Below are 17717 nucleotides of genomic sequence, written 5' to 3'. Positions count from 1 at the left end.
GGGTTGGGTCCAGACCCTGCATTCTCGCCGGGTCCCTACCTGCCCGCACCTGGTTTGTACCGATGCGGTACCGATTCGGAGCCACGCCATGAATACCGCAGTCCCGACCGCCTCGCACCCCAACCCCGGCATGCAGGTCACCACCTTCGAGAACCCGATGGGCATCGACGGCTTCGAGTTCGTCGAATTCGCCGCCCCGGCCGGCCGTGGCCAGGAGCTGCACGAGTACTTCCGGAAGATGGGCTTCAGCGCGGTGCTCAAGCACAAGCAGCGTCCGATTACCGTCTATCGCCAGGGCGACGTCAACTTCCTGGTCAATGAAGACCCCGATTCGTTCGCCTCGGACTTCGCCGAAAAGCACGGCCCGTGCGCCTGCGGCTTCGCCATCCGCTTCAAGAAGCCGGGCCAGGAGGTCTACCAGACCGCGCTGGGCAACGGCGCCGAAGCCATCGCCTTCAAGCCGGACAGCAAGGCGGTCAGCGCGCCGGTCATCAAGGGCATCGGCGACTGCATGCTGTACCTGGTCGACCGCTACGGCAGCGCCGGCAGCATCTTCGACGGCGACTACGAGCCGATCGCCGGTGCCGACCTGCACCCGGTGGGCTTCGGCCTGACCTTCATCGACCACCTGACCCACAACCTGTACTTCGGCAACATGCAGCAGTGGTCGGATTACTACGAGCGCCTGTTCAACTTCCGCGAGATCCGCTACTTCGACATCAAGGGCCTGAAGACCGGCCTGGTGTCCAAGGCGATGACCGCGCCGGACGGCATCGTGCGCATCCCGCTGAACGAATCGTCCGACCCGAAGAGCCAGATCAACGAGTACCTGGACGCGTACAAGGGCGAGGGCATCCAGCACATCGCCTGCTTCACCGAGAACATCTACGAGACCGTCGAAGCGATGCGCGCGCAGGGCGTGGATTTCCTCGATACGCCGGAGACCTACTTCGACGTGATCGACCAGCGCGTGCCGAACCACGGTGAAGACGTGGCGCGCCTGGCCAAGAACAAGATCCTGATCGATGCCGATCCGGAAACCCACCAGCGCAAGCTGCTGCAGATCTTCACCCAGAACTGCATCGGCCCGATCTTCTTCGAGATCATCCAGCGCAAGGGCAACGAAGGCTTCGGCGAAGGCAACTTCACCGCGCTGTTCGAAAGCATCGAGCGCGACCAGATCCGCCGCGGCGTGCTGTAAGGTCTGCAGGCAATGTCGGCCTCCCGCCGACATTGCCTGTCCGAATGGTAGTGCCGGCCGCTGGCCGGCAATCTCTGGAGTTTCCATGTCCACCGCCATCACCGCCCGCGGCTACCAGTCCGGTTTCGGCAACGAATTCGCCACTGAGGCCGTCGCCGGCGCGCTGCCGGTCGGGCAGAACTCGCCGCAGAAGGTGGCCCACGGCCTGTACGCCGAACAGCTGACCGGCACCGCCTTCACCGCGCCGCGCGGCAGCAACCGCCGCAGCTGGCTGTACCGGATCCGCCCGGCGGTGACCCATGGCGAATTCACGCCGTTCGCGCAGTCGCAGCTGCAGTGTGATTTCGGCGCTCAGCCTGCTTCGCCGAACCAGCTGCGCTGGAGCCCGCTGCCGCTGCCGGAACTGCCGACCGACTTCGTCGAGGGCCTGTACACGATGGGCGGCAACGGCTCGCCCGATGCGCATGCCGGCGTGGGCATCCACCTCTACGCCGCCAACCGCGACATGGTCGGCCGCTACTTCTACGATGCCGATGGCGAGCTGCTGATCGTGCCGCAGCTGGGCGGCCTGCGCCTGCTGACCGAGCTGGGCGTGATCGAGATCGAGCCGCAGCAGATCGCGGTGATCCCGCGCGGCGTGCGCTTCCGCGTCGAACTGCCCAATGGCCCGAGCCGCGGCTACATCTGCGAAAACTACGGTGCGCTGCTGAAACTGCCGGACCTCGGTCCGATCGGGTCCAACGGCCTGGCCAACCCGCGCGACTTCGAAACCCCGCACGCAGCGTTCGAGGATGTGGATGGCGATTTCGAGCTGATCGCCAAGTTCGAGGGCCGCCTGTGGCGTGCACCGATCGACCATTCGCCGCTGGACGTGGTGGCCTGGCACGGTAACTACGCGCCGTACCGCTACGACCTGCGCCGCTTCAACACCATCGGTTCGATCAGCTACGACCACCCGGACCCGTCGATCTTCCTGGTGCTGCATTCGCCCAGCGACACGCCGGGGACCAGCAACATGGACTTTGCGATCTTCCCGCCGCGCTGGCTGGTGGCGCAGAACACCTTCCGCCCGCCGTGGTTCCACCGCAACATCGCCAGCGAGTTCATGGGCCTGGTGCATGGCGCCTACGACGCCAAAGCCGAAGGCTTCGTGCCGGGTGGCGCGTCGCTGCACAACTGCATGAGTGGCCACGGTCCGGATGCGCCGACCTTCGACAAGGCCTCCAATGCGGACCTGTCCAAGGCGGACGTGATCAAGGACACGATGGCCTTCATGTTCGAGACACGCGCGGTGATCCGCCCGACCGCGCAGGCCTTGGCGGCCGGCCATCGCCAGGGCGATTACCAGCAGTGCTGGAACGGGCTGCGCAACAACTTCCGCTGACCCGGAAAAGGGGACGGAGGGGATTAAGTCGCAAACAGCGCACGTGTGCTTGAAACGACTTAATCCCCTCCGTCCCCTTTTTCTTCAAGCGGCCTCGGCGAATGCGTCGCAATGCTCCAGCGGCAGCGCTTCCAACAGGCGCTGGCGTACGCGCTGGCAATAGCCGTCCGAGGTCAGCGCGGGCAGCATCTGCATCGCCGACTGCAGCCGCTGCAGCACCTCGTCTTCCGCACGCGCCTGCTGCAGGTCGCGGAACAGTGCAGCCGCCTGCGGGTGGCGCTGCATCTCCAGGATGCCCAGCACATAGATGCGCGCGGCCACCAGCGAGCGGCGGCGTTCGACCGGTGTGGCAGTCGCTGCAGCCGGAGCCGGTGCTGCAGCAACAGGTTCGGGTGCGATGACCGCGCTGGGGGAGGGCGTGGCCGTGGCCTGCCCTGTGCTCAGGTAGCCCGCCTGCACCAGCTGGATGACCATCGCCGGCGCCTCCGCACCGAGCAGGCCGGTCAGTTCGGCGATGCTGCGCTGGCCGTCGCACAGGATCAGCAGCCGGCGCTGGCGCATGTCCAGCGGCGCGCGGTGGGCCTGCAGCGCGGTTCGGGCGAGATCGGTCTTGCGCGGTTGCATGGGAGGGACAGCCAAGTCGGTGCACGCCGAGCCTGAACGAAGGCGATGAAACCGCGATGACAATGCAACGCCTGCACGCACCTTGCGCTAGCGTGCAGCCACCTTCGTGCCAGGGAACCGCACCGATGAAGCACCTCCCGATTGCTGGTCTGTTGCTGCTGTCGCTCGCCGCCTGCAACCGCAATGCCGAGGCACCCGCCGCGGCCGACGCTACCACGCCATCCAGCGCAGGCGCCTCCGCCAGCCCGGCAGCCACACCCATTGCAGCCGCGGAACCGGGCCCGGCACGCCTGGATGGCTTCGCCGGCGCGACGCTGGGCACCGGCATCGCCGAGGTCCGCAGCGGCTTCGGCGCGCCACTGCAGGGGCTGGGTGCCGACGCCAGCGGCACGCCGCTGCCGGCCGACGACAGCAACGACGGCTGCTATTTCCTGCATCCGCAGGACGCCGAAGACCCGCGCCTGATGATCGAAGGTCGCAAGCTGGTGCGCTATGACGTGCGCAGCCCCGCGATCACCGCACCGGGTGGCGGCAAGGTCGGCATGACCCTCGGCGAGCTGCAGGTGCTGTACCCCGAGCGCGCCGACGTCGGCCCTGACAAATACGACGAGAAGGCCCAACACCTGCGCGTGCGCCCGGCGCAGGACGGCGCTGCGGTGATCGACTTTGCGCTTGGCGCTGATGGCCGGGTGAGTGCATGGCGGGTCGGGCAGACCCCGCAGGTCGATTATGTGGAAGGCTGTGGCTGATCCTTGATCCACGGCCCAGCCATGCGCGCGGGGCCAGCGTAGAATCGCGCCACGACCGCTGGGGGAGTGCTCGATGATCGCTATTGCCATTGCCTGGTTCCTGCTCGGCCTGCTGTTGCTGGCGCTGGGGGGGGACTCCATCGTCAAGGCCGTGTCCGGCCTGGCCCAGCGCTTCGGGGCCAGCCCGTTCACTGCGGGCCTGCTGTTGCTCGGGGTGACCACCTCGTTGCCGGAACTGGCGGTCAACGCGCGCGCGCTGGCGGTCGGCCAACCCGAGCTGGCGCTGGGCAATGCAGTAGGCAGCAGCATCGTCAACGTGGGCCTGACCCTGGCCATGGCGGCGATCGCCGCCCCGCTGCTGCTGCGCGCGCGCCTGCAGACGGTGCTGTGGTGGACGCTGCTGGCAGCGGGCGTGCTGCTGATCCTGTTCGGGCTGGATGGGCGCCTGGTGCGCTGGGAGGGTGGCGTGCTGGTGGCCGGCTTCATCGTCGTGCAGGTGCTGCTGCTGCGCCGTGGCCGCAGCGAGAGCGCGGACGTGCAGGCGACCATCGCCGAGTCCGCCTTGAGCCGCACCAGCCTGCCATTGAACGTGCTGCGCGTGCTGATCGCGGCGTTGACCCTGTACTGGGGCGCGCGCCTGGTGGTGGGTGCCGCAGCGGACTTCGGTGCGGCGCTGGGCTGGACGCCACTGCTGGTCGGCCTGCTGCCAGTGGCAATCGGCACCGCATTGCCGGAGGTGGCCACCGCCATCGCCGCCGCGCGTCGCGGTCACGGCGACATGGTGCTGGGGCACGTGCTGGGCTCCAGCGTGGTCAACCTGCTGCTGGTGATCGGCGCGATGGCGATGCTGCAGCCGCTGGCGCTGCCGGCCTCGTTCGTACGCCTGGAACTGCCGGCGCTGCTGGCCTTCGCACTGGTGCTGTACCCCATGCTGCGCGGCGATCTGAAGATCAGCCGCGGCGAAGGCGGGATCCTGCTGGTCGCGTTCACGGGCTGGTTCGTGCTGGAACTGCTGCTGGTGGGCGCACCGGCGTTGTAGATCCACGCCATGCGTGGATGCGGTTGGTTCCGTGCCGACCAAGGTCGGCATCCACCACCGATTACCCGGTAGCTGCCAACCTTGGTTGGCACTCGGGGAAACAAGGCGCCGACCAAGGTCGGCCTCTACCGGATTTACCGGTTCTGCGTGGTCTCTTCTTCCCGCACCGGTTCCGGCGGCGGCAGCTGCTCTTCGGCAGCCGGCTCGTTGCCGGGCAGGCTGGGGCGGGTTTCCATCAGCAGCGACAGCGCGGCCTTGGCCATCATGTGTGCGCTGATCGGTGCAGTGATGAACAGGAACACGGTGATCAGCAGCTCGCGCGGCTGCGGGTCCTGGCCGAGGAAGATGTGGTAGCACACCGAACACACCAGTACGCAGCCCACGCCCAGCGTGCTGGCCTTGGTCGGTGCGTGCAGCCGCTTGAAGAAGGTGGACAGCTTCACCAGGCCCAGTGCGCCGACCAGGATGAAGAAGCAGCCGAACAGCAGCAGGATCGACAGGCCGATCTGGATCGCAGTGATCATTCGACGATGTCCCGGCGCAGCACGAACTTGCTCAGCACCACGGTGCTGCCGAAGCCGAGCATGGCGATGACCAGTGCGGCTTCGAAATAGATCGCTGAGTTGAGGTACATGCCGAACAGCATCAGCTCGGCAATGGCAGTCACCGACAGGGTGTCCAGCGCGAGGATGCGGTCGGGCACGGTCGGGCCGCGCAGCAGGCGCCAGGTGGCCAGCAGCATCGCCAGCCCGACCACGTGCATGCACACCACCAGCGTGGTCTGGATGATCTGGAATCCAGTCATGGGAAGATCTCCATCAACGGGGCTTCGTAACGTCGCTTGATCGTGTCGATCAGGTCCTGCGGGTCCTCCAGGTGCAGCACGTGTACCAGCAGGAATCTGCGGTCGTCGCTGAGCGCGGCCGATACCGTGCCCGGGGTCAGGGTGATCATGCTGGTCAGCGCAGCGATGCCGTGGATGTTGGCGATGTCCAGCGGCAGCCAGATGAAGCCCGGGTGGATGTTCTTCTCCGGGCCCAGTACCTGGATCGCCACGCGGATGTTGGACATCAGGATGTCCCACAGGGTCACGCACAGCAGCTTGGGCAGCGGGCGCAGGGTGCCGATGCGGGCGAACTCGCGGTCCAGGCGCGCGGCGAACAGCGGCACCACCACGCCCAGCACCAGCCCCAGCACGAACTGGCCGAGGGTGAAGCTGTCGGACATCAGCAGCCAGAACGCCACCACCATGATGCTGAGCATCGGCGAGGGAATGATGCGGCGGAACAGGGAGCGCTGGGCGGTCATGGCTGGCGGATCTCCGGCGGGGTCGCACGCAGCTGCTGCACATACTCGCTGGGGTGCAGCAGCTGTGCAGCGGTGGCGTCGGTGTAGCGCATCAGCGGTGCAGCGGCCAGGGTCATGCCGATGCCGTAGGCCAGCAGGATGCAGGCCGCGTACAGCTCGACCCGGCGCAGGCGTGCCTTGCGCGGCTTCGGTGCATCGGCCTCGACCGGCGGCACGCGCCAGAACAGGCGGATGCCGCCGCGGGTCAGGCCCATGATCACCAGCAGGCTGCTGACCAGCACCGCGGTCCACACCGGCCCGGTGTACTGCGCCGGCATGCCGGCCAGCAGCGCGGCCTTGGCCAGGAAGCCGGACAGCGGCGGCAGGCCGGCCACCGACACCGCGCCGATCAGGAACAGCACCGCCGGGGTTTCCTTGCCCGGCATCGGCGCGACCACTTCCTTGCGGTCGCTGGCGCCACCGCGACGGCGGCGGATCAGGTCGGCAATCAGGAACAGTGCGGCGGCGACGAAGCTGCTGTGCGGCAGGTAGTACAGGCCGGCGGACAGCACCTGCGGCGTGCCTACCGAGAAGGCGATGAACAGCGTGGCTGCCGAGACGATCACCAGGTACGAGATCAGCACGCGCAGGCGGGTCGCGGCCAGCGCACCGAGGCCGCCAAGCACCAGCGTTGCCACGCCGGCCCACAGCAGCCAGTCGCGGCCGTAGCCGGCCATCGCACCGGCATCGTCGCCGAACCACAGCATCTGGATGCGCAGCACCGAGTACAGGCCGACCTTGGTCATGATCGCGAACAGGGCGGCGACTGCAGCCGGTGCGCGCGAATAGGCTTCCGGCAGCCACAGGTACAGCGGCATCAGGGCGGCCTTGGCGCAGAACACCAGCAGCAACAGGCCCATCGTCGCCTTCACCAGGGTCAGCTGCGCCGGCGGCACTTCGGCGATGCGCTGCGAGAGCTCGGCCATGTTCAGCGAACCCAGCGAGGCGTACAGCAGGCCCAGCGCGATCAGGAACAACGTCGAGGCGGTGACGTTGAACACCACGTAGTGCAGGCCGATGCGCATGCGCAGGCCGCGGCCGCCACTGAGCAGCAGGCCGTAGGAGGCGATCAGCATCACCTCGAAGAACACGAACAGGTTGAAGATGTCGCCGGTCAGGAACGCGCCATTGAGGCCGACCAGCTGGAACTGGAACAGTGCATGGAAGTGCGGTGCGCGACGGTCCCAGCCCGAGCAGGCATGCAGCAGGCAGGGAATGGCCAGCAGCAGGGTGGTCAGCAGCATCCACGCCGACAGCCGGTCAGCCACCAGCGCGATGCCCAGCCGCGACGGCCAGTCGCCCAGCAGGTAGACGTTGATGTCACCGCCCGCGGTCGATGCGAACAGCAGGCCCACCGCCAGCGCCAGCGCCGACAGCGAGGTCCAGGCCACCGTGCGCTGCACCCTGGGGCCATAGCGGCGGTGCTCGACGAACAGCGACAGTGCGGCACCGAGCAGCGGAATCAGGATCGGCAGGATCACCAGATGGTTCATGCGCGATCCTCGCCCTGGCGCGGCGGCGCGTCGTCGCCTGGTCCGGTTTCGTCAGGTTCGTGGGCGTCCACATGGTCGCTGTGGTTGTCGCTGCGGCTGCGCATGGCCAGCACGATGCTCACCGCGGTCATCGCGAAGGCGATCACGATCGCGGTCAGCACCAGCGCCTGCGGCAGCGGGTCGGTGTAGTTGCCGAGGTGGCTGTCCACGCCTTCCTGCAGCACCGGCGCCTTGCCCAGCACCACGCGGCCACCGGCGAAGATCAGCAGGTTGGTCGCATAGGACAGGAAGGTCATGCCGAGGATCACGTCAAAGCTGCGCGCACGCAGCAGCAGGTAGACGCCGATCGCGGTCAGCACGCCGATCGCGGTAGCCAGGGCCAGTTCCATCAGTGCATCTCCCCGGTGCGTGCCGAACGGCGTTGCAGGTCGATCTCACCCTTGCGGGCGGTACGGGTACGCGACGGCCTGATCGTGCCCATCATCGACAGCATCAGCATGGCGCCACCGAACACCACCAGGTACACGCCGATGTCGAAGCCGATGGCGCTGGCCAGTGGCACGTCACCGATCAGCGGCAGGTGCAGGTCGAGGTGGCCGCTGGTCAGGAACGGCACGCCGAACAGCATCGACGCGCTGCCGCTGAGCAGGGCGATCAACAGGCCCGTGCCGATGCAGCGGATGTAGTCGAAGCCGAAGCGCGATTCCACCGACGCGGTGCCCTGGATCACGTACTGGATCAGCAGCGGCACCGCCAGCACCAGGCCGGCGATGAAGCCACCGCCCGGCGCGTTGTGGCCGCGCAGGAACAGGAAGATCGATACGGTCAGGGTCAGCGGGAACATGATCTGCGCCAGGTCGGCCGGCACCGGCAGCTTGATCGGCGGGCCGGGCATGATCTGCTCCGGCGCCATGCGGGTGCGCCGCAGCAGCGCGTGCACCACCAGCGCGGCGATGCCGAACACGGTGATCTCGCCGAAGGTATCGAAGCCACGGAAGTCGACCAGGATCACGTTGACCACGTTCTGGCCGTACGCCTCGGGCAGTGCCCGGCCCAGCAGCTCGCCGGCCATGGTGTTCGGCGGCAGGGTCATCGCGGAGTACGCCAGCGCGCCAAGGCCGGCACCGGCGATGATCGCGATCACCGCATCGCGGCGCTTGCGCCAGCGCGGCCGCTCCGGCCCGGACTGCGCGGGCAGGTAGTTCATGCCCAGCAGCATCAGCACCAGGGTCACCATCTCCACCAGCAGCTGGGTCAGGGCGAGGTCGGGCGCGGACAGGAACACGAAGGTCAGCGCCACCATCAGGCCGACGCCGCCGACCAGCAGCACCGCCAGCAGGCGCTGCTTGTAGACGCGCAGGGTGGCGACCGCACAGGCCATCATCACCAGCCACAGCGCCCAGCCCAGCAGCGGGATCGGCTGCGGCGCGGTCCAGTTCGGCGAGGCCGGATTGGCCACGAATGGCGCGGCGGCGACCACGATCGCCACCAGCACCAGGCCCAGCAGCATGCGCTGCAGGCTGCCGTTGGCGATGCCGTTGGTCAGGCGCATGGCCAGCGCGGAAAGCGCATCCAGCTGCGCATGGAACACGTTGCGGCCGGTGGTGCGGGTTTCCACGCCATGCAGATTGATCAGCCTGCGCAGGCCGAAGTACAGCGCCACGCCACCGACCACGCCGATCGCGCTCATTGCCAGCGGCAGGTTGAAACCGTGCCATACCGCCAGGCTGTACTCGGGCATGGCATTGCCGAGGATCGAGGCCGCGGCGGCATGCAGTACCGGCGCCACGGTCAGTGCCGGGGCGATGCCCACCGCCACGCAGATCACCACCAGCAGTTCCACCGGCACCTTCATCCAGCGCGGCGGCTCATGCGGCACGCGGTCGAGGTCGTGCGGGCCGGGGCCGAAGAAGGTGTCGTGCACGAAGCGCAGGCTGTAGGCCACGCCGAACACACCGGCCAGCAGCGCCGCGATCGACACCGCCGTGCGCATGGCGCCTGGGCCGCCGCCAGCGGTCAGCGCTTCGGCGAACAGCATTTCCTTGGACAGGAAGCCGTTGAGCAGCGGGATGCCGGCCATCGCCAGCGAGGCGATGATCGCCAGCGCGCTGGTGAACGGCATCAGCCTGCGCAGGCCGCCCAGCTTGCGCATGTCACGGGTGCCGGTCTCGTGGTCGATGATGCCGGCGGCCATGAACAGCGAGGCCTTGAAGGTGGCGTGGTTGAGGATGTGGAACACGCCGGCCACCACCGCCATCGGCGTGGACAGGCCGAACAGCAGGGTGATCAGGCCCAGGTGGGAAATGGTCGAGTACGCCAGCAGGCCTTTCAGGTCGTGCTGGAAGATCGCATTCCAGGCACCGATCAGCAGGGTCAGCGCGCCGATGCCACTGACCGTGTAGAAGAACAGGTCGCTGCCGGCCAGCGCCGGGTGCAGGCGTGCCAGCAGGAACACGCCGGCCTTCACCATGGTGGCCGAATGCAGGTAGGCCGAGACCGGCGTGGGCGCCGCCATCGCGTGCGGCAGCCAGAAGTGGAACGGGAACTGCGCGCTCTTGGTGAAGATGCCGGCCAGCACCAGGAACAGGGCGTAGGGGTACAGCGCGCTGGCGCGGATCTGCTCGCCGGCGGCCAGCACCACGTCCAGGTCGAAGCTGCCGACGATGCGGCCGATCAGCAGCACGCCACCGAGCAGGGCCAGGCCACCGCCGCCGGTGATCACCAGCGCCATGCGTGCGCCCTCGCGGGCGTCCTGGCGGTGCGACCAGAAGCCGATCAGCAGGAACGAGCTGATGCTGGTCATTTCCCAGAAGATCATCAGCAACAGCAGGTTGCCCGACAGCACCATGCCCAGCATGGCGCCCATGAACAGCAGCAGGTAGCAGTAGAAGCGGTGGGCGTTGTCCTGCTGGCTCAGGTAGTAGCGCGCATACAGCACCACCAGCGCGCCGATGCCGAGCACCAGCCCGGCGAACATCCAGGCCAGCCCGTCCAGGCGCAGGGTGAAGTCCAGGCCGATCTGCGGCAGCCAAGGGACCATCGTCCGCACCACCTGGCCGTCGAGCACCGACGGGGTCAGCCAGCCGAGGATGGCCAGCCCGCCCAACGGCGCCAGCGCCGCCAGCCAGGCAGCAGTCGAGCGCGAACTACGGGGGAAGGCCGCAACAGCCGCTGCCATCAGGAACGGCAGGGCCAGCAGCAGGGGCAGGCTGGGGAGCATGCAGGGAATCCATGATTCACGAGCAGGTCAGGGAGGATAACAGGCTGCGAAATGTCGCCGAAACCCATCGAACAGCGATCAATTGCATGTAACGTCCGCTGATTCATTTTTTCTGCAGCGCAGCATCACGTTGCTGCGGTCCCTCCCCGGTTGCCCTCGGGGGACACCCTACGCCCACGCAGGGAGACCGCAGGCCCTGTCGCACAGGGGCTGCCGTCGACGGGCGGGCGATGGGGAACGGATCACCGGTGCAGGCTGGCAGGGCCGTCGTGGAGTGCGGGTGACGGAATCTGCCCGTTCAGGAAACGAGGGGCGCGGTCGGCCACGGGCAGGTCAGTAGCGCCAGTCGAGCTTGCGGTAGAACTTGGCCATCACCCAGGCCGGGCCGATCAGCAGGTAGGTCAGGTCGGTCAGGAAGCTGGGCTTGCGGCCCTCGAACTTGTGACCGATGAACTGCGCGATCCAGGCCACCACGAACACGCCCACCGCCAGCCAGAACAGATTGTGCAGGCCGATCTCGGCCTCCAGCAGGCGGCACAGGCAGCCGAACACGAAGAACTGGATGAGCATGCCGATGCCCAGCGGGCGCGACAGCTTGTTGTAGAAGCACCAGGCGCTGAACATCGCGAACGCCGACCAGATGCCGTACTGGAGCCAGGTGATCAGTGGCGGCAGGCACCACAGCAGGGCCACCACCGACCACAGGATTGCCGGTACCGCCACCACGTGGATGCGCTGGTTGATCACATTGCGGTGGTCGTCGGAGTAGCTGGCGAAATAGCGGTCGATCGGCCGCGCAAGCTCGGTGGATGTCTGCATGCTGCGTTGCTTCCTCGGACAACGGTAGTGCCGGCCGCTGGCCGGCAATCCAGAGCATAGCCGAGTTCGCGAGGTTGCCGGCCAGCGGCCGGCACTACCCCCAGGCAACCGTCAGTAGAGCCAGGCCATGCCTGGCTGCAGGTTCGCGAGGTTGCCGGCCAGCGGCCGGCAGTACCGCATTCAGAACGCCCCCAGCCAGACCGGCCGGGGGCGCAGGGGATCAGTCGACGCTGATCCCGGCCAGGCGCTGCAGCGCCTCGGCGTACTTGGCGCGGGTGCGCTCGATGATCTCGGCCGGGATGGTCGGGCCCGGGGCGGTCTTGCCCCAGTCCAGCGTCTCCAGGTAATCGCGCACGAACTGCTTGTCGTAGCTCGGCGGGCTGGTGCCCACCTCGTACTCATCGGCCGGCCAGTAACGCGAGGAATCCGGCGTCAGCATCTCGTCCATGATGTACAGGCGGCCATCGGCATCGGTACCGAACTCGAACTTGGTATCGGCCAGGATGATGCCGCGCTCGCGGGCGTAATCGGCGGCGAACTTGTAGATGCGCAGGGTGGCGTCGCGCACGCGCTCGGCCATCTCGGCACCGACCTGCTTCACCATCGCATCGAAATCGATGTTCTCGTCATGGTCGCCCACGGCGGCCTTGGTCGAGGGGGTGAAGATCGGCTCGGGCAGCTGCTCGGCCTGGCGCAGGCCGTCCGGCAGGTCGATGCCGCTGACCTTGCCGGTGCGCTGGTAGTCCTTCCAGCCGCTGCCGATCAGGTAACCGCGGGCGATCGCTTCCACCGGCACCGGCTTCAGCTTGCGGGTGACTACCGCGCGCTTGGCGTACAGGGCCGGGTCCACGCCTTCGGGCAGCACGCTGGCCACGTCGATGCCGGTCAGGTGGTTGGGCATCAGGTGCGCGGTCTTGGCGAACCAGAAGTTGGAGACCTGGCAGAGCATCTCGCCCTTGCCCGGGATCGGGTCGGGCAGGACCACGTCGAACGCCGACAGGCGATCGGTGGCCACCATCAGCAGGTATTCGCCCGGCGGGGTTCCGGCTGGCAGCCGCTCGCGCGGGATATCGAACACATCACGCACCTTGCCGCGATGGCGCAAGGGCAGGCCGGGGAGATCGGATTGCAACAGCGTGGTTGGCACGGGCACTCCTGGGGCGTTGTCGATACGGCTGCTGCCCAACGGACCCGGCGGGCCCGCTGACCAGCGGGCGGCCTAGTGTAAAGCGGTCCGGGCCCGCTGTGACGTAAAATGAGCGTCCATTTCGTCGGTCGACCCCGGAGCGCCATGCGCTGGTACGGAAAACTGCTCGGATTCATCGCCGGCGCCCTGCTGTTCCGGCCCAATCCGCTGTTCGGCGCGGTGGTCGGCCTGTTGATCGGCCACGCCTTCGACTCGGACTGGTTCCGCCTGAACAAGGAGAACCCGTACCGGGAGCTGGGGCTGACCTCCGAGGCCACCGATGCCGAGGTCGAGCGCGCCTACCGCAGGCTGATCTCGCAGTACCACCCCGACAAGCTCGGCGGCGCCGCCCCCGAGCTGCAGCAGCAGGCCGAGCAGAAGTCGCGGCGGATCAATGCCGCCTACGACCGCATCAAGACCCTGCGCAAGCGCTGACCCACTTTCCCCTCATTGCAAGGCCCGGCCATGTCCAACTGCCTCATCGCCCCCTCCATCCTGTCCGCCAACTTCGCCCGCCTCGGCGAGGAAGTCGACAACGTCCTCGCCGCCGGCGCGGACTGGGTCCACTTCGATGTGATGGACAACCACTACGTGCCGAACCTGACCATCGGCCCGATGGTCTGCCAGGCCCTGCGCAAGCACGGCGTGACCGCGCCGATCGACGTGCACCTGATGGTCGAGCCGGTGGACCGCATCATCCCGGACTTCGCCGAAGCCGGTGCCACCTACATCAGCTTCCACCCGGAAGCGAGCCGCCACGTGCACCGCACCATCCAGCTGATCCGCTCGCTGGGCTGCAAGCCGGGCATCGTGCTCAATCCGGCCACGCCGGTGGACATCCTCGACTGGGTGCTGGATGACCTGGACCTGGTGCTGCTGATGTCGGTCAACCCGGGCTTCGGTGGCCAGGCCTTCATTCCCTCGGCGCTGGACAAGCTGCGCGTGGTGCGCAAGATGATCGACGCCAGCGGCAAGGACATCCGCCTGGAGATCGACGGCGGCGTGAAGGCCGACAACATCGGCGAGATCGCCGCCGCCGGCGCCGATACCTTCGTTGCCGGTTCGGCCATCTTCAACGCCAAGACCAGCTACCAGGACGTGATCGCGCAGATGCGCGCGAATGTCGCTGCGGCACGCTGACAAAAAAGGGACGGAGGGGATTAAGCTCGCCTGATTCCCTCCATCCCTTTTTCGCCCATGGCTCTGTTGAACATCCGTCCGGCCACTGTGGCTGATGCCGGCCTGATCCTGCATTTCATCCGCGAACTGGCCATCTACGAGAAGGCCGAGCATTCGGTGCAGACCGATGAGATCGGCATCGCCGAGAGCCTGTTCGGTGCCGATGCCACGGCGCGCGCGCTGATCTGCGAAGCCGACGGCGAGCCCATTGGTTACGCCGTGTATTTCTACAACTACTCGACTTGGCTGGGCCGCAAGGGCATCTACCTGGAAGACCTGTATGTCAGCCAGGAAAAGCGCGGCGGCGGTGCCGGCAAGGCGCTGCTGAAGTACATCGCACGCCAGGCCGTGGCCGAAGGCTGCGGCCGTTTCGAATGGTCGGTGCTGGACTGGAACACCCCGGCCATCGAGTTCTACACCGCCGCTGGTGCCACGCCGCAGGACGAGTGGACGGTGTACCGGCTGCAGGGCCAGGCGTTGCACGAGTTCGCCAACGGCTGAGGCGAAGTGCATCCACGCATGGCGTGGATCTACCAACCTGGTGTGTGTGAACCGCAACCCGGTGGGTGCGAACCTTGGTTCGCACGCCCTGCGAGCTCCGAAAAAAAAGCCACGCCAATCACTGGCGTGGCCTCGCTGCATGCGTGGGAGGCTGATCCTGCCTCCATCCGTCGTCCCTGCTATGGCCTTCCATTCTCCGGCAGCTGAATGACACCTGCGTGACATTCACTGCGGACAAACGGCGCATTGCTAGCCTGTGCCACCCCCGTCCTGGAAGCACCGCATGAGCACCCCGCGCTGGCGCCTGATCCTCAACGGAAAATCCGCAGGCAATGACGCGCTGCGCGACGCGGTCGGTCATTGGCGTGGGCAAGGCGTGCAGCTGGACGTGCGGGTGACCTGGGAGGACGGTGACGCCGAGCGCTACGTGGCCGAGGCCATCGATCATGGCGTGGACGTGATCGTCGCTGCCGGTGGTGATGGCACGCTCAGTGCCGTGGCCGAGACGCTGGCGCACCGTGAGGAAGCGGCAGATGCGTTGCCCTCGCTGGCGCTGATTCCGATGGGGACCGCCAACGATTTCGCCACCTCGGCGGGCATTCCGACCGCGCCGAAGGCGGCCTTGGCCTTGATCGGACAGACCACGCCGCACGCCATCGATCTGCTGCGCGTGGACGCCGATGGCACGCCCTGGTGGTGCGCCAATCTCGCCAGCGGGGGCTTCGGCACGCAGGTGACGGTGGAGACCGATGCCGGCTTGAAGAAGATGCTGGGCGGGCTGGCGTATGTGATCACCGGCATCGCCAAGCTGGGGCGGATCGAGCCGATCCATGCGCGCCTGTCAGGTCCGGATTTCGCATGGGAGGGCGACTTCATCGCGCTCGGCATCGGCAATGGCCGCCAGGCCGGTGGTGGCCAGCAGTTGTGCCCGCAGGCACTGATCGATGATGGGCAGCTGGACGTGACGGTGCTTCCGGAGCTGGAGGGTGAAGTCACCGCCACGCTCGGCCAGATGCTGAAGTCGGGCACCCAGGCCGCACTGGAACAGCTGGCAACGCGCGCGCGCCTGCCGTGGCTGCAGGTGGAATCCGAGCGCCCGTTGACGCTCAACCTGGACGGCGAACCGGTACAGGCCCGCCAGTTCCGCATCGCGTGCGTGCCGGGCAGGGTACGGATGCATCTGCCGGCCGGCTGTCCGCTGCTGGGTGGGGGCTCCGCTGCGAACGCCCCGGCGTAGTGCCGTTCTCTGCGGCCGGGCCCGGGCGTCCCGTGGTTCAGTTTCACAGGGTTCCCCTCCCGTCCAAGCTGCGATACAGTCAAGGGGTGTCCAGCCTGACGACCCCGCATACCCTTTCTTCCGCACGCCGTTGGTGGCGATGGTGGCCCGTTGCCGTCGTCCGCCCCCATAACGCTGTGTCCCGGAAGGAAAGTCGTCTTGAACTCGCACGCTCAGTTTCAGCTGCAGGCCGCTGAAGGCCACACCCATATTCCCGTCGTCCGTGAAGTGCTGTCCGACCTGGACACGCCGCTTTCGGTCTATCTGAAGCTCGCCGACGGCCCCAATACCTACCTGTTTGAATCCGTCGAAGGCGGCGAGCGCTTTGGTCGTTACTCGATCATCGGCCTGCCGGCGCGCCGCGTGTACGCCTTCCATGGCCACACGCTGACCGTGCGCGAGGACGGCCAGGTGGTGGACACCCGCGAGGTGGCCGACCCGTTCGCCGAAGTCGAGGCGCTGCGCAGCGCCCACTCGGTGCCGAAGCTGGAAGGCCTGCCGGGCTTCACCGGCGGCCTGGTCGGCTGGTTCGGTTTCGAGTGCATCGGCTACATCGAACCGCGCCTGGCACCGCCGGCCGGCCGCGATGAACTGGGCACGCCGGACATCCTGCTGCTGGACTCCAACGAGCTGGCGGTGTTCGACAACCTCAAGGGCCGGCTGTACCTGATCGTGCATGCCGATCCGCGTGTCGACGGTGCCTTCGAGCAGGCCCAGGCACGCCTGGATGCATTGACCGCCAAGCTGCGCGCACCGGGGGCCGGCTATCCCGCACCGCTCAACAGCGACGTGCTGGACGAGTCCGATTTCGTCTCCGGCTTCACCCGCGAAGGCTTCGTCGATGCGGTCCAGCGCAGCAAGGAATACATCCGTGCCGGCGACATCTTCCAGGTGGTGCTGAGCCAGCGCCTGAGCGTGCCGTTCAAGGCGCGCCCGGTGGATGTGTACCGCGCGCTGCGCGCATTGAATCCCTCGCCGTACATGTATTTCCTCGATGTCGGCGACCTGCAGGTGGTCGGTTCCTCGCCGGAAATCCTGGTGCGCCTGCAGGATGGCGAAGTCACCGTGCGTCCAATCGCCGGCACGCGTCCGCGCGGTGCGACCGTCGAGCAGGACCTGGCGCTGGAAGCCGAGCTGCTGGCCGATCCGAAGGAACGTGCCGAGCACCTGATGCTGATCGACCTCGGCCGCAACGATGCGGGTCGCGTATCGAAGGCCGGCACCGTGGAAGTGGGCGAGCAGTTCGTGATCGAGCGCTACAGCCACGTCATGCATATCGTCAGCGAAGTGACCGGGCAGCTGCAGCCGGGCCTGAGCTACGCCGACGTGCTGCGCGCCACCTTCCCGGCCGGCACCGTCAGCGGTGCGCCGAAGATCCGTGCGCTGGAAGTGATCCGCGAGCTGGAACCGATCAAGCGCAATGTCTACGCCGGCAGCATCGGCTACATCGGCTGGCACGGCGACGCCGATACCGCGATCGCGATCCGCACCGCGGTGATCAAGGATGGCCGCCTGTACGTGCAGGCCGGCGCCGGCATCGTCTACGACTCGGACCCGGACAAGGAATGGGACGAGACGATGAACAAGGGCCGCGCGCTGTTCCGCGCCGTCGCCCAGGCCGCCAAGGGCCTGTAAGCCTGCCTCGCCACGGCCGCTGCGCCGTGGTCGTTCCGCCGTTCCCGTTCAAGACAAGGAGTAC

At 67.2% G+C, this 17717-nt stretch carries 18 protein-coding genes; 9 read left to right on the top strand and 9 right to left on the bottom strand.

The genetic code is table 11. The annotated features are described in order from the left end of the window. Positions 1–88: 88 nt before the first annotated feature. Positions 89–1201, top strand: a complete 1113-nt coding sequence (gene hppD, locus D5301_RS02775; RefSeq protein ID WP_176433087.1) for a 4-hydroxyphenylpyruvate dioxygenase — start codon at positions 89–91, stop codon at positions 1199–1201. A gap of 85 nt (positions 1202–1286) precedes the next feature. Continuing rightward, on the top strand, positions 1287–2585 hold the full coding sequence (gene hmgA / locus D5301_RS02770; protein ID WP_153854698.1) for a homogentisate 1,2-dioxygenase: 1299 nt from the start codon (positions 1287–1289) through the stop codon (positions 2583–2585). Between the two features lie 84 nt (positions 2586–2669). Here hmgA and D5301_RS02765 read toward each other — a convergent pair whose 3' ends face one another. Further along, positions 2670–3209 (bottom strand): hypothetical protein, encoded by a 540-nt coding sequence (locus D5301_RS02765; RefSeq protein ID WP_153854697.1) that lies wholly within the window; start codon positions 3207–3209, stop codon positions 2670–2672. 125 nt (positions 3210–3334) lie between these two features. Here D5301_RS02765 and D5301_RS02760 point away from each other — a divergent pair, with 125 nt between their 5' ends. After that, positions 3335–3958, top strand: a complete 624-nt coding sequence (locus D5301_RS02760) for a hypothetical protein (protein WP_153854696.1) — start codon at positions 3335–3337, stop codon at positions 3956–3958. Between the two features lie 73 nt (positions 3959–4031). Then, the gene (locus D5301_RS02755) at positions 4032–4997 is read left to right on the top strand and encodes a sodium:calcium antiporter (protein WP_153854695.1); all 966 of its coding nucleotides are present in this window, start codon (positions 4032–4034) and stop codon (positions 4995–4997) included. 134 nt (positions 4998–5131) lie between these two features. On the opposite strand, the gene D5301_RS02750 is transcribed toward D5301_RS02755, so the two are convergent. From D5301_RS02750 to D5301_RS02715, 8 genes are all read right to left on the bottom strand, one after another. Further along, positions 5132–5521 (bottom strand): Na+/H+ antiporter subunit G, encoded by a 390-nt coding sequence (locus D5301_RS02750; protein WP_049401677.1) that lies wholly within the window; start codon positions 5519–5521, stop codon positions 5132–5134. Continuing rightward, entirely contained in the window at positions 5518–5802 is a 285-nt protein-coding gene (locus tag D5301_RS02745) for a K+/H+ antiporter subunit F (RefSeq protein WP_006399171.1), read from the bottom strand. The genes D5301_RS02750 and D5301_RS02745 overlap by 4 nt, the downstream gene beginning before the upstream one ends. After that, positions 5799–6305 carry a Na+/H+ antiporter subunit E gene (locus D5301_RS02740; protein ID WP_110713978.1) on the bottom strand — a complete coding sequence of 169 codons (507 nt, stop codon included), beginning with the start codon at positions 6303–6305 and terminating at the stop codon, positions 5799–5801. Before D5301_RS02740 ends, D5301_RS02745 begins: the two co-directional genes overlap by 4 nt. Continuing rightward, positions 6302–7837: a monovalent cation/H+ antiporter subunit D gene (locus D5301_RS02735; RefSeq protein WP_153854694.1), complete on the bottom strand. Its 1536-nt coding sequence runs from the start codon at positions 7835–7837 to the stop codon at positions 6302–6304. Before D5301_RS02735 ends, D5301_RS02740 begins: the two co-directional genes overlap by 4 nt. Beyond that, complete coding sequence (locus D5301_RS02730) at positions 7834–8226, bottom strand: Na+/H+ antiporter subunit C (protein ID WP_153854693.1); 393 nt, start codon at positions 8224–8226, stop codon at positions 7834–7836. The genes D5301_RS02735 and D5301_RS02730 overlap by 4 nt, the downstream gene beginning before the upstream one ends. Next, positions 8226–11057 carry a monovalent cation/H+ antiporter subunit A gene (locus D5301_RS02725; RefSeq protein WP_153854692.1) on the bottom strand — a complete coding sequence of 944 codons (2832 nt, stop codon included), beginning with the start codon at positions 11055–11057 and terminating at the stop codon, positions 8226–8228. The genes D5301_RS02730 and D5301_RS02725 overlap by 1 nt, the downstream gene beginning before the upstream one ends. 333 nt (positions 11058–11390) lie before the next feature. Beyond that, positions 11391–11876: an Mpo1-like protein gene (locus D5301_RS02720; RefSeq protein WP_153854691.1), complete on the bottom strand. Its 486-nt coding sequence runs from the start codon at positions 11874–11876 to the stop codon at positions 11391–11393. A gap of 220 nt (positions 11877–12096) precedes the next feature. After that, on the bottom strand, positions 12097–13023 hold the full coding sequence (locus D5301_RS02715; protein WP_162622101.1) for a phosphoribosylaminoimidazolesuccinocarboxamide synthase: 927 nt from the start codon (positions 13021–13023) through the stop codon (positions 12097–12099). Between the two features lie 144 nt (positions 13024–13167). Between D5301_RS02715 and D5301_RS02710 the strand changes: the two genes are divergently transcribed. The 5 genes from D5301_RS02710 (at position 13168) to trpE (ending at position 17653) form a co-directional block, all read left to right on the top strand. Then, on the top strand, positions 13168–13497 hold the full coding sequence (locus D5301_RS02710) for a DnaJ domain-containing protein (protein WP_014038745.1): 330 nt from the start codon (positions 13168–13170) through the stop codon (positions 13495–13497). A gap of 30 nt (positions 13498–13527) precedes the next feature. After that, positions 13528–14202 (top strand): ribulose-phosphate 3-epimerase, encoded by a 675-nt coding sequence (rpe, locus tag D5301_RS02705; protein WP_032127160.1) that lies wholly within the window; start codon positions 13528–13530, stop codon positions 14200–14202. 57 nt (positions 14203–14259) lie between these two features. Further along, positions 14260–14742: a GNAT family N-acetyltransferase gene (locus D5301_RS02700; protein ID WP_153854689.1), complete on the top strand. Its 483-nt coding sequence runs from the start codon at positions 14260–14262 to the stop codon at positions 14740–14742. Positions 14743–15025: 283 nt separating this feature from the next. Then, a complete protein-coding gene (yegS, locus tag D5301_RS02695) occupies positions 15026–15979 on the top strand; it encodes a lipid kinase YegS (RefSeq protein WP_153854688.1) in 954 nt (317 codons plus the stop codon). Between the two features lie 198 nt (positions 15980–16177). Continuing rightward, positions 16178–17653 carry an anthranilate synthase component I gene (trpE, locus tag D5301_RS02690; protein WP_049443910.1) on the top strand — a complete coding sequence of 492 codons (1476 nt, stop codon included), beginning with the start codon at positions 16178–16180 and terminating at the stop codon, positions 17651–17653. Positions 17654–17717: the final 64 nt, after the last annotated feature.

Source organism: Stenotrophomonas sp. MH181796, assembly GCF_009659995.1.
GTDB classification, from domain to species: domain Bacteria; phylum Pseudomonadota; class Gammaproteobacteria; order Xanthomonadales; family Xanthomonadaceae; genus Stenotrophomonas; species Stenotrophomonas riyadhensis.
This window is presented reverse-complemented; position numbering and strand designations above follow the sequence as displayed.

Coding starts and splice junctions, on each gene's coding strand:
- hppD (WP_176433087.1), top strand. CDS start 89: ATGAATACCGCAGTCCCGACCGCCTCGCACCCCAACCCCGGCATGCAG.
- hmgA (WP_153854698.1), top strand. CDS start 1,287: ATGTCCACCGCCATCACCGCCCGCGGCTACCAGTCCGGTTTCGGCAAC.
- D5301_RS02765 (WP_153854697.1), bottom strand. CDS start 3,209: ATGCAACCGCGCAAGACCGATCTCGCCCGAACCGCGCTGCAGGCCCAC.
- D5301_RS02760 (WP_153854696.1), top strand. CDS start 3,335: ATGAAGCACCTCCCGATTGCTGGTCTGTTGCTGCTGTCGCTCGCCGCC.
- D5301_RS02755 (WP_153854695.1), top strand. CDS start 4,032: ATGATCGCTATTGCCATTGCCTGGTTCCTGCTCGGCCTGCTGTTGCTG.
- D5301_RS02750 (WP_049401677.1), bottom strand. CDS start 5,521: ATGATCACTGCGATCCAGATCGGCCTGTCGATCCTGCTGCTGTTCGGC.
- D5301_RS02745 (WP_006399171.1), bottom strand. CDS start 5,802: ATGACTGGATTCCAGATCATCCAGACCACGCTGGTGGTGTGCATGCAC.
- D5301_RS02740 (WP_110713978.1), bottom strand. CDS start 6,305: ATGACCGCCCAGCGCTCCCTGTTCCGCCGCATCATTCCCTCGCCGATG.
- D5301_RS02735 (WP_153854694.1), bottom strand. CDS start 7,837: ATGAACCATCTGGTGATCCTGCCGATCCTGATTCCGCTGCTCGGTGCC.
- D5301_RS02730 (WP_153854693.1), bottom strand. CDS start 8,226: ATGGAACTGGCCCTGGCTACCGCGATCGGCGTGCTGACCGCGATCGGC.
- D5301_RS02725 (WP_153854692.1), bottom strand. CDS start 11,057: ATGCTCCCCAGCCTGCCCCTGCTGCTGGCCCTGCCGTTCCTGATGGCA.
- D5301_RS02720 (WP_153854691.1), bottom strand. CDS start 11,876: ATGCAGACATCCACCGAGCTTGCGCGGCCGATCGACCGCTATTTCGCC.
- D5301_RS02710 (WP_014038745.1), top strand. CDS start 13,168: ATGCGCTGGTACGGAAAACTGCTCGGATTCATCGCCGGCGCCCTGCTG.
- rpe (WP_032127160.1), top strand. CDS start 13,528: ATGTCCAACTGCCTCATCGCCCCCTCCATCCTGTCCGCCAACTTCGCC.
- D5301_RS02700 (WP_153854689.1), top strand. CDS start 14,260: ATGGCTCTGTTGAACATCCGTCCGGCCACTGTGGCTGATGCCGGCCTG.
- yegS (WP_153854688.1), top strand. CDS start 15,026: ATGAGCACCCCGCGCTGGCGCCTGATCCTCAACGGAAAATCCGCAGGC.